An 11,578-nucleotide genomic window follows, 5' to 3' on the forward strand; every position below is an offset into this window, starting at 1 on the left:
CAATCAACATGCTAAAAATCAACAATAATCTTTTAACACAACCATAAAAAAAGAGCTCTCAATTGTTGAGAGCTCTTCCCTTTACCGACTGCCTTTAATATAATGAGTACCACTTGCCTTTGGAGCATCGGCCCGGCCGATAAATCCAGTTAAAGCAAGGACTGTTAATACATATGGAGCAATTAACAAGTAGACATTCGGAATTTCTTTTAAGAACGGTAAACTTGATCCGATGATACTGATACTTTGAGCGAAACCAAAGAAAATCGCCGCACCCATTGCACCAAGTGGATGCCATTTACCAAAAATCATCGCTGCTATTGCCATAAAGCCTTGCCCACTGATTGTAGAGTGGCTGAAGTTAGAGGTAATCGATTGAGCGTAAACTCCCCCGCCGATTCCACCTAACGCTCCAGAAATGATTACACCCAAGTAACGCATTTTTGTCACGTTAATCCCCATTGTATCTGCAGCCATAGGATGTTCCCCTACAGAACGAAGACGAAGACCAAATGGTGTTTTATACACAATATACCAAACGATAATCGCTACAATAATAGCAAGAAATGAGGTCCAATAAGTGTTTTGGAAGAATATTTCCCCAATAACCGGGATATCTTTTAAAACCGGAATATCAATTTTGTTAAAACCTTTGTTGATAATATCTGTTTCACCCTTATCATAGATAAGCTTGACAAGGAACAAAGTTAAACCTGTTGCCAATAAGTTAATCGCCACGCCGGAAACGGTGTGGTCAGCACGGAAAGTAATGGCTGCAACCGCATGTAACAGTGAAAAAATCGCTCCTGCAACCATGGCAACAATAATTGCAAGCCAAGGGGTTAGATTACCAAACGTATCTACAAACGTAAGGTTGAACACAATTGCGGTGAATGCTCCCACTACCATTAAACCCTCAAGACCAATGTTTACAACACCTGAACGCTCTGAAAAAATACCGCCTAATGCAGTGAAGACAAGTGGAGCTGCCCATAACAATGTGGATGGAACGACGATGATTAAGATTTCCATTAAGCTCAACTTACTTCACCTCCTTTTTACTGAATCGATCAATAAACACCCTTATTATATAACTTGAAGCAACAAAGAAAACAATCAAGGCAATAATAATATCAACCAGTTCATTTGGAACACCAGCTTCGAGCGGCATGTTCAATGCCCCTACTTTTAAAGACCCGAATAATAATGCCGCGAAAAATACCCCTAATGAAGTATTGGCACCAAGTAAGGCCACCGCAATCCCATCAAATCCAACACCAGTGAAACCGCCTTTTACAGTTGCATAGCCAAACGTACCTAAACCTTCCATTGCTCCTGCCAATCCAGCAAAGGCACCAGCAATAACCATAGAGAGAATTATATTTTTATTTACACTCATGCCTGCGTAATGAGCGGCATGCTGGTTAAATCCAACAGCACGTAATTCAAATCCTCTTGTTGTTCTTTCAAGTAAGAACCACATAACAATACAACCGATAATGGCAAGAACAATACCCCAATGGAGTCGCGAATAATCCGTAATACTTTGTAACCATTCCGATCTTAATGATGCAGATTCCTTAATCATATCGGTTTTATCTTTATTATCTGTGATGATATTTTTAATAATGTAATTGGAAACATGTAAGGCAATATAGTTCATCATAATTGTAACGATTACTTCATGAACGCGGAAACGAGCTTTTAAAAAGCCAGGGATGAATGCCCATAAAGCCCCTGCTGCCATTGCCGCAATAATAGCTAGTGGCAGATGAATAACTTTGGGAAGGTCAAACGCTACTCCCACCCATACTGCTGCAAGCCAGCCGACGAGGAATTGTCCTTCTACCCCGATATTAAACAGGCCTACACGGAAAGCAAATGCTACAGCTAAACCGGCAAGAATGTAAGGTGTGATTTGTCTTATCGATTCCCCTATATAATAAGACTCACCAAAAGCCCCATTCCAGAGGGCCGAGAAAGCTGCCACAGGATCATAACCGCTGATAACCATGATAATGGTACCAACAATAATACCTAATAAAACAGAAATAATCGGTGTTAAAATACTATTAAAGCGTTTAAGCATGGGAGTGTTCACCTGCTTCCTTTCTATTTGACCCAGCCATCAACAAGCCAAGCTCCTGCTCCGATGTTTCTTTAGGATTGACGATGGCAACGATTTTCCCTTCATAGATAACAGCAATTCGGTCACTCACGTTTAGAATTTCATCTAATTCAAATGAAACGAGCAAGACGGCTTTACCATGATCTCGCTGTTCAATCAAGCGTTTATGAATAAATTCAATTGCCCCGACATCCAAACCACGTGTAGGCTGTGCAGCAATTAACAGGTCTGGATTTCGATCGACCTCGCGGCCAATAATCGCCTTTTGCTGGTTACCGCCGGATAATGCACGAGCTAACGTATATTCAGTTGGTGTCCGAACATCAAACTCACTAATTAAGGTCCGCGCTTTTTTATAGATCTCTTTAAAATTCAGGACTCCACCTTTTGAGAAAGGCTTTTTATTATACGTTTGCAACACCATGTTCTCGCCAATTGGAAAGTTTAAAACAAGTCCATGTTTATGACGGTCCTGCGGGATATGGCCAACACCTGATTCTGTAATCTTGCGTGGTGTTTGGTTGATTAGTTCTTTTCCATTTAATTTAATGCTGCCGCTTTCTGCCTTCCTTAATCCGGTAATGGCTTCAATTAATTCGGTTTGCCCATTACCATCAATCCCGGCGATACCGACAATTTCACCAGCTTTTACGCTTAGATTTAGGCCATTGACAATATTAATTCCGCGTGGATCTTTTACGACTAGATCTTGAACAGAGAGAACGTCTTGTTGTGGTTTTGCCTCAGTCTTTTCTGTTTTAAAGACCACTTCACGACCAACCATTAAGCTCGCCAGTTCATTAGGATTTGTTTCACTAACATTAACGGTACCAATACCTTTACCTTTACGGATGACCGTACAGCGGTCAGCTACTTCCATAATCTCTTTTAATTTGTGGGTAATGAGAATAATAGATTTACCCTCTTTTATAAGCGTTTTCATAATTTGCATTAGTTCTTTAATTTCCTGAGGTGTAAGTACAGCAGATGGTTCATCAAAAATGACAATCTCCGCTCCGCGATATAATGTTTTTAGAATTTCGACCCTTTGCTGCATTCCCACGGAAATATCCGAAATCTTTGCTTGAGGATCAACTGCAAGACCATATCGTTCAGAAATTTCACGGACCTCTTTTTCTGCCTTTTTAAGATCAATTTTCCCGCCAGTTGTGATTTCTCTGCCAAGTATAATATTTTCTGTTACCGTAAAAGTATCGACAAGCATAAAGTGCTGGTGCACCATGCCGATTCCTAAATCATTTGCAATGTTAGGGTTGGTGATTTTCACAGGTTTTCCTTTGACCCGAATTTCGCCTTGTTCCGGTTGGTATAGCCCAAAAAGTACGTTCATTAAGGTGGATTTACCTGCACCATTTTCACCAAGTAATGCATGAATTTCGCCCTTCTTCAACTGAAGGGTAATGTTATCATTCGCAACGAAACCGCCAAATTCTTTACGAATGTTGAGCATTTCAATTACAAAATCCATCTTTCTCACTCCCTGCGATAAGATAAAAGGAAATTTTGACCAATAGTAGTAAGAGGTCAGACCTTTCAGATTTTTAAAAAAACAGGGATTATCTCCCCACTAAAACCTTAAATGAAAGGTAGAATATGCTTCTACACTTCAGTTAGGATTTCATTAAGAAGGAATAAGCAGGCGGCTAAACCCGCTTATTCCCTTTTTTATTATTTTGCGCTAAATGTTTTTAATTCTGCACGAGTACCAGGAACCTTTACAGTACCTGATTTAATTTTGTCCGTCCAATCTTTAACAGCAGTTTCAATAGCGGCTTTATTTGGTGCTTTGCTATTGATTGGTGATAGACCAACACCGTCTTCAGCAAGACCGTATAAGGCAACTTTTCCGCCAGGGAAATTACCATCTTTTGTTTTTGTAGAAACGTCGATAACAGCATTGTCTACTCGTTTAAGAGCGGAAGTTAAAACAACATCTGGACCCATGTTGGCTTGATCACTGTCAACCCCGATTGCCCAAATTTCACGAGATGGATCTTTTTTCTTAAGGTCATTAGCTTCTTTAAATAGACCAACACCTGTTCCACCAGCAGCGTGGAAAATTACATCTGCGCCGGAAGAGTACATTTTTGATGCGATTGATTGACCAAGTTCAGCTTTATCAAATGCACCAGCATATTGAATGTCAACAGTAGCTTCTGGTTTCGCCGCTTTGACACCAGCTACAAATCCGGACTCAAAACGTTCGATAACTGCACCTTCAATACCGCCAATAAATCCAATCTTGTTGGATTTGGTTGTCATTGCAGCTGCAACTCCCGCTAGGAATGATGCTTCTTGTTCTTTAAATAGGATACTTGCAACGTTAGGTTGTTTTACTTCAGAGTCAACAATTGCGAATTGCTTATCTTTTTGTTGCTTCGCAATTTCTTCAACTGCACCTTGCATTAAGTAGCCAATTCCAAATACTAAGTCAAAATTTTGACGAGCAAGTGTATTTAAGTTAGTAGCGTAGTCAGCGTCAGATTTTGATTGAACATAATCGTATCCGCCTTTTCCTTTTGACATGCCATTGTCTTTACCAAATTTCTGAAGACCTACCCAAGCTGATTGGTTAAATGATTTGTCATCTACACCGCCAACGTCAGTAACCATTGCTACAGAGAATGATTTTGATTTATCTGTTGACCCACCTTTGCTTGTATCATTGCTTTTTCCACAAGCACCTAAAAGTGTTCCAGCAGCAAGAACTAGAGAAAGCGCCATTCCAATTTTACGCATTTTCAAAGTACTATACCCCCTAAGAATGTTGTTTGATTTAGTAGAAATGTTTGCACTACATTTGTTTAGCGTTTACACATATTAACAAAAAAATTATGTTCTTTTTCTTAATACATGAAAACTAAATTTATCCGCCTTAAAATAGTTTACCGAAAATAGGACAGGTTCATCCGTTTCATCGAAATGCATTTGCTTTAACACTAACAAAGCAGTTTCTGGATCACATTCTAAAATGGGCGAAATTTTCTCGTGGTAACCTAAAGGCTCTATTTGGGCAACTGCGTATGTAATTCTGCGATTTGCCGTCTCATCTAAAATCTGAAAAATAGATTCTTCCTCATGGGAAAATGTTTCAGGCAAAATGCTTTCCGGAACCTTGTCAACGCAGTACACAACCGGTTCTCCATTTGCAGTTCTAACCCTCTCCATCACGAAAATTTCCTCATTAGCAGAACATGAAAAACGACGAATATCCTCTTCGGTAGGACCTTGAGTTGATGAACTTAAGAAAATAGTCCCAGGCTTCATCCCAACTTGTTTGATCATGTCAGTGACACTATTTAGTTGTTCAATCCCAGACGTAAACATGGGTCTTCCATTCACAAAGGTACCTACACCATGGCGCCTTATGATAACGTTCTCCTCTTCTAGAATACGAAGTGCTTCCCTAAGAGTCGCCCTGCTTACCCCCAGTTGTTTCGCAAGATCGAATTCTGAAGGCAATTTTTCTTTTTCTTTATATACCCCAGTTTCAATATCCTGCTTCAACCGATCGATTACTTGTAAATATAAGTGCCGGTTATCTGACTTAATAGACATGCTGTTTCCTCCAGCCTTTTTCCTAAGACATCAGACATCTGATATCATTCCTACTAATCGGATTTATATTAACATTTTTTTTGTGATAAATAAATAGGAATATGGAATTTCGTCGAAAAAAGGGGGAAATAAGTGAACATTCATAAAAACGCTTACAAATATTAGAAGAAAACCGCGAATTATGTCGAAAAAGATAGAAAAATAGCAATAGTGAAACAAATATTTAATCATTCTTCCCACTACTATAGTATCACTTTTTATAAAAAATAGACTTACAAAAAAAAGAGCCGGATGGCCCTTTTTTACTACATTATTTAAAAAGCAGAGAATCTCCTTTTCAAGAAGAGTTTATGAACTCTGCTCTTCATTTGGTTTTGCCTGTAAAACGGTGCGTGGCTTACTACCTTCGTATGGACCTACAACACCGCGGGCCTCCATTTCATCGATGAGACGTGCAGCTCTAGTATATCCAATCCGGAACCGCCGCTGCAGCATAGATACTGAGGCCGTCTGCATATCAATAATTAAGTCGACAGCATCGTTGTATAATTCATCATCGACTGCTTCTGTTACCTCTGGAATATCATCCGGAATCATTTCGGCCTGATATTGTGCTTTTTGCTGCGAAATTACAAATTCGACTGTATCTTCTACCTCTTGGTCTGAAAGAAAGGCACCTTGAACGCGAACAGGCTTGGATGCTCCTACAGGCAGGAATAGCATATCCCCTCTCCCCAGCAGTTTCTCTGCACCGCCCATATCGAGGATTGTCCTTGAATCGGTCGCACTTGAAACGGCAAAGGCAATTCGTGATGGTATATTCGCTTTAATTACCCCCGTTATGACATCCACAGATGGGCGCTGAGTGGCAATAATTAAATGAATTCCGGCTGCACGCGCCATTTGCGCTAGCCGAGTAATCGAATCTTCAACATCTGATGAAGCAACCATCATTAAATCTGCCAACTCGTCAACTATAACCACAATATAAGGCAGCAATGGCTGTTTATCATTTTCCTCAAGATTATGTCTTCTCACATGCTCATTATAGCCTTCAATATTACGTGTACCTGTATGAGAAAACAGTTCATATCGTCTTTCCATTTCACTTACTACTTTCTTCAAGGCTTGTGATGCTTTTTTTGCATCGGTTACTACTGGTGCTAGCAGGTGTGGAATACCATTATAAACGTTTAACTCGACCATTTTCGGGTCAATCATCATTAATTTCACTTCATGTGGCTTTGCTCGCATAAGAACACTTGTGATGATTCCATTGATACAAACACTCTTTCCGCTTCCAGTAGCCCCAGCAACGAGTAAGTGCGGCATTTTATTTAATTCAGCTAGAACGGCCTCTCCAGTGATATCCCTGCCGAGACCAATTAATAATTTGGCATCGGGCTTATCATTTTGAGTAGCCTCCAGTACTTCCCGTAAGGAAACCATGGCTACCTCGGAATTTGGAACCTCAATTCCGATAGCCGATTTGCCTGGAATTGGTGCTTCAATCCGGATTCCTTTAGCAGCAAGTGCTAAGGCGATGTCATCACTTAAGCTGACAATTTTACTCACTTTCACTCCCACATCAGGATGTACTTCGTATTTTGTTACAGCAGGTCCTAAGTGAACTTGGGTAACGCGCGCTTTTACTCCGAAGGATTGGAATGTCCGTTCGAGCTTTGCAGCATTGGCATGTATTAATTCATATTCACCACTTTGATCCGTCTTCCTTGGAGCCTTTAACAGCCGGAGCGGTGGTAATTCGTATGTTACATTTTCCACTTCTGCTTCAGTAAATGAGATTGGCGGGGTATTATCATCGTCAACCTCTTCCGTTTTACTATTTTGTTCTTTCCCTTTTGCTGGTTCTTTTTCAGGTTTAGGGATTGATGGTTCTTCTACATAGGCCCGATCCGCAAAACTAGAGATAATTGGCTCAGGAATAATGGTTTCTTCCTGTTCCGGGGGCACATTGTTATGAACTGGGGCAGGCTGTCTTTGGCGATTCTCTTTTTCCTTTTGTTTCTCGGCAATGCGCTCATTACGACGCTCTGTTTGTTTCTGCTTCCAATCGGACATATCCAATTTAAAAGCTTCCCATTGGCCTTTTGAAAAATCGAAAAGAGTAATGATAATTTTCCCAATGAAATCACCAATTGACTTTCCTGTTAACAAAATTATTCCGATTAATATAAAAATAAATGCAATAATTTTTGTTCCTGTTTCTGCGAATAGATAGTGAAATAGGGCAAACAAAACAGCTCCGAGTATACCTCCGCCAAGGTCAGTGGTGCTTGTCTCCCCTCTGACTTCCATCATAAATAACTCCCAAGTGTTACTTATCACGCTAGGGTCTTTAAATTTCCCATTATTGGTAAGTAAATGGAATAGTGTTACATGACTCAATAGGAGGATTGCCGAAATAATAAAATAGGTGCCAACTAACTTAATGTGAAAGAAAAAAGGAATACTTCGTTTCCACATTAAATAAACACTTAATATAACTAGCCCTAACAATCCAAGCATATACCATTCACCCATCCAAAAACGGAAGAATAGAACGGTGGCTTTTCCAACTGCCCCGAGCTTGGCAATTGAAATAATTGCTAGCGCTAAAATGGCAAGGGCCGATAATTCAAATTGAACGGTCCGTTTTAAATGATTGTCTCTCTTTTTTGGTTGTCTTCTCTTTTTTTTGGCCATTTAATCACCTTGTACGAAAAATATGTTGTTCTGATCTATACTAAAGTCTAAATCATTTATATGTATAAAGAAAGCAGCCCAAATTTGGCTGCTCTTTTTCTCTTTGATAATTATACCATAATCTACTATTGCAATGCCGATAAACCTCCCAGGTTAGCAAAAGAAATTTTTGCACCCGGACAAAGCTGCTGATTTAAATAATGTTGCGGGTCACTGCTTAAAATACGAACCACTTCTACATGCTCTGAGTCTGTTTGCTCTACCAGCATGGAGACACCCTGATAAGTGATTAATTTTTGTTTGCTCTCTTCCACTTGTTCGGCAGGAAAAATCAGTTCACTTGGCATCATCGTATATAAGATCATTGAATCAGCCCCTCATTTTCCCCTTTTTGGAGTTCAATCATTTCATTTAATTTTTTCATCGCGGGTCCTAGACCGCCTACTTCATCAATTAATCCGTATTTAACAGCATCAATACCGATGACATTTGTCCCAATATCTCTCGTTAAATTACCTTTAGCAAACATTAAATCTTTAAAGGTTTCTTCTTTAATTTTCGAATGTCCCGTCACAAAATTAACAACCCGCTCTTGCATTTTGTCTAAATATTCAAAGGTTGCAGGAACTCCAATCACGAGTCCAGTCAGGCGAATAGGATGGATGGTCATCGTAGCAGTTTCGGCGATAAATGAATAATCACATGAAACAGCAATTGGCACCCCGATGGAATGTCCTCCCCCTAAGACAATTGAAACTGTTGGTTTTGACAGGGAGGCAATCATCTCTGAAATGGCTAGACCGGCTTCTACATCACCGCCAACTGTATTCAGAATAATCAGGACCCCCTCAATTTTCGGGTTTTGTTCGATAGCGACTAACTGTGGAAGTAAATGCTCATATTTGGTTGTTTTATTTTGTGGCGGTAAGGCAAGATGTCCTTCAATTTGACCTATTATGGTTAAGCAATGAATACTAGAATCGGCTGAAAGCTGCGGCACATTTGTTTGGCCCAATTGCTGTATTTTTTCTAATAATGGAGAAGCCTTTTCCTCTTTTTGAGGCTCTTGTCCTTCTTGTTTGCCGGTATCATTACTTTGATATTCGTTATTCATCCTACTACTCCCTTCAAGCATGATATATGTTTAGTATTTACCCGAGAAACAATTTCATGCTCTAAATATAAAAAGGCACTGGTTCATCCACCAGTGCCTTGCTCTAAAAATAATAGTTTCTAAATTCACTTCGAGAATTGTCCTGCTGCAGCGTAAAGGCGTTTCTGCTTTAAATCTCCATTATGATTGGCAATATCATTGGTCTTCTCTTAGTTTTTTCATATAAAGATCGATTCAAGTCATCTCTTATTTCCTGTTTTAAGCTTGCCCATTCAAATGTACTTTTTGCTGTATTTCTTTCTACGATATCACGGACTAATTTTGTAGAATCATCCATTAACTTTTCTGACTCACGTACATAAACAAAGCCCCTTGAAATAATTTCAGGTCCAGCCGCAATCTTCTTTTCCTGCTTTGTTAACGTGACAACAACAATCAGAATACCATCTTGAGATAAAAGCTTTCGATCACGTAACACAATATTGCCCACGTCACCGACACCAATCCCATCAATTAAAACATTACCTGATGGCACTTTACCGGTAATACCAATGCTGTCTTCCTTCCATTCGACTACATCACCGCGGTCAGGTATGAGGATCTGCTGGTCGGTAAGTCCACATTCCAATGCCACTTTCCTGTGTGCTTTAAGCATCTTATACTCACCGTGGACAGGAATGAAAAATTTCGGTTTCATTAAATTAATCATGAATTTTAATTCTTCTTGGCTGCCATGACTAGATACATGAAGGGCCCGTTTGCCAGAGATCACATTAGCACCCGCTCTAAAAAGCATATCAATCGTTTTAAATAAAAAGACTTCACTGCCCTTTAGAGGTGAAGCGGCAATTAACACTGTATCACCTGGTTGGATATTTAAAAGTTTATGTGATTGCTTGGCCATTTTCTGTAATGCCTCAATCGGTTCACCTTGGCTGCCTGTCATTAATACGACAATTTCACGGTCCTGGTAGTTTTTAATTTCACTTACAGGGATAATCAGATCCTCGTCAACTTCTAAATAACCTAAATCGAGTGCAATATGATAAATTTGTTCCAGGCTCTTTCCGACAACCGTAACTTTACGGCCATTTTCACTCGCAGCATTAAAAATATGCTGAATCCGATTGATATCAGATGCAAAGCAAGCGGCAATAATTCGGCCTGGGGCATTATAAAAGGCATTAGACATTTCTCGTTCAACCTTGGATTCAGAAGTGGTGTATCCAGGGACTTCTGCCTCTGTACTATCGGATAACAAACACAATACCCCTTGATCTCCAATGGCAGCCATCTTGCCGACTTCAGCTTGATAAAGCTTTGTTGCTCCCTGGTCAAATTTAAAATCACCAGTATAGACAATAATGCCTTCGGACGTATGAATGCAGACTCCAACAGAGTCTGGAATACTATGATTCGTTCTAAAAAAACTTGCCTGTACTGTGTCTAATTCCACCGTCGTGTTTGAATCCACCTCGATAAAATCAGCTGTACCAGTAAATTCTTGTTCCCTTAGCTTTGCATTTGCTAGTGCTAGGGTAAGTTTGGTTCCATAAACAGGGACGTCAACATGTGAGAGTACATAAGACAACGCACCAATATGGTCTTCATGACCATGTGTTAAAAAAATGGCCTTCACCCGTTCCTTATTTTCTCTTACATATGTAATATCAGGAATGACCATATCGATACCCAGCATTTCTTCCTCGGGGAACATTAAGCCAGCATCAATAATAAATATGTCCTTGTCCACCTCAACAAGGTACATATTTTTTCCGATTTCTCCAATGCCACCAAGTGTAATCAACTTAATGGATGTATTCTTTTTCTTTACCAATTTCCGTTTCCTCCTATGCTGACAATAAATAGATACTTAACTAAAGCCAAGCAAAGCAACCATGAATGAACAAAAAGCTAAGTATGGCTGTTCACTTTTAATCGCCGACCCAAGATCAGTTATGATTATTATACTTGATACCTGAAAACCTTTACAACCAATAATCATTTTTTTATAGGAATAAGGGTGTTTTTTAAAAAAGGCTGTGTTAATC

The 11,578-nt window shown here is 39.6% G+C and carries 9 protein-coding genes; all 9 read right to left on the bottom strand.

Annotated features, from left to right (window positions below):
* Nucleotides 1–81 precede the first annotated feature (81 nt).
* The 9 genes from V7077_RS07380 to V7077_RS07420 all read right to left on the bottom strand — a co-directional run bounded on the left by V7077_RS07380 (nucleotide 82) and on the right by V7077_RS07420 (nucleotide 11,364).
* On the bottom strand, nucleotides 82–1,041 hold the full coding sequence (locus tag V7077_RS07380) for an ABC transporter permease (protein WP_335499972.1): 960 nt from the start codon (nucleotides 1,039–1,041) through the stop codon (nucleotides 82–84).
* A gap of 1 nt (nucleotide 1,042) precedes the next feature.
* Nucleotides 1,043–2,089 carry an ABC transporter permease gene (locus V7077_RS07385; protein WP_335499974.1) on the bottom strand — a complete coding sequence of 349 codons (1,047 nt, stop codon included), beginning with the start codon at nucleotides 2,087–2,089 and terminating at the stop codon, nucleotides 1,043–1,045.
* Nucleotides 2,082–3,617, bottom strand: a complete 1,536-nt coding sequence (locus V7077_RS07390; protein WP_335499976.1) for an ABC transporter ATP-binding protein — start codon at nucleotides 3,615–3,617, stop codon at nucleotides 2,082–2,084. Before V7077_RS07390 ends, V7077_RS07385 begins: the two co-directional genes overlap by 8 nt.
* A gap of 200 nt (nucleotides 3,618–3,817) precedes the next feature.
* Nucleotides 3,818–4,894 (bottom strand): BMP family lipoprotein, encoded by a 1,077-nt coding sequence (locus tag V7077_RS07395; protein ID WP_335499977.1) that lies wholly within the window; start codon nucleotides 4,892–4,894, stop codon nucleotides 3,818–3,820.
* Between the two features lie 87 nt (nucleotides 4,895–4,981).
* Nucleotides 4,982–5,707, bottom strand: a complete 726-nt coding sequence (locus tag V7077_RS07400; RefSeq protein ID WP_335499979.1) for a GntR family transcriptional regulator — start codon at nucleotides 5,705–5,707, stop codon at nucleotides 4,982–4,984.
* 348 nt (nucleotides 5,708–6,055) lie between these two features.
* Nucleotides 6,056–8,413 (bottom strand): DNA translocase FtsK, encoded by a 2,358-nt coding sequence (locus V7077_RS07405; RefSeq protein WP_335499982.1) that lies wholly within the window; start codon nucleotides 8,411–8,413, stop codon nucleotides 6,056–6,058.
* Nucleotides 8,414–8,538: 125 nt separating this feature from the next.
* Nucleotides 8,539–8,778, bottom strand: a complete 240-nt coding sequence (locus tag V7077_RS07410) for a YlzJ-like family protein (RefSeq protein WP_335499984.1) — start codon at nucleotides 8,776–8,778, stop codon at nucleotides 8,539–8,541.
* Complete coding sequence (locus V7077_RS07415; protein ID WP_335499986.1) at nucleotides 8,775–9,527, bottom strand: ClpP family protease; 753 nt, start codon at nucleotides 9,525–9,527, stop codon at nucleotides 8,775–8,777. The genes V7077_RS07410 and V7077_RS07415 overlap by 4 nt, the downstream gene beginning before the upstream one ends.
* 169 nt (nucleotides 9,528–9,696) lie before the next feature.
* A complete protein-coding gene (locus tag V7077_RS07420) occupies nucleotides 9,697–11,364 on the bottom strand; it encodes a ribonuclease J (RefSeq protein ID WP_335499988.1) in 1,668 nt (555 codons plus the stop codon).
* Between the last annotated feature and the right edge of the window lie 214 nt (nucleotides 11,365–11,578).

The sequence above is a fragment of the Neobacillus vireti genome (assembly GCF_036962465.1).
Taxonomy (GTDB): Bacteria; Bacillota; Bacilli; order Bacillales; family Cytobacillaceae; genus Neobacillus; species Neobacillus vireti_B.

Bases quoted from the DNA above. Each gene is read 5' to 3' on its own strand.
- V7077_RS07385 (WP_335499974.1), bottom strand. From the start codon at position 2,089: ATGCTTAAACGCTTTAATAGTATTTTAACACCGATTATTTCTGTTTTA.
- V7077_RS07390 (WP_335499976.1), bottom strand. From the start codon at position 3,617: ATGGATTTTGTAATTGAAATGCTCAACATTCGTAAAGAATTTGGCGGT.
- V7077_RS07400 (WP_335499979.1), bottom strand. From the start codon at position 5,707: ATGTCTATTAAGTCAGATAACCGGCACTTATATTTACAAGTAATCGAT.
- V7077_RS07405 (WP_335499982.1), bottom strand. From the start codon at position 8,413: ATGGCCAAAAAAAAGAGAAGACAACCAAAAAAGAGAGACAATCATTTA.
- V7077_RS07410 (WP_335499984.1), bottom strand. From the start codon at position 8,778: ATGATCTTATATACGATGATGCCAAGTGAACTGATTTTTCCTGCCGAA.
- V7077_RS07415 (WP_335499986.1), bottom strand. From the start codon at position 9,527: ATGAATAACGAATATCAAAGTAATGATACCGGCAAACAAGAAGGACAA.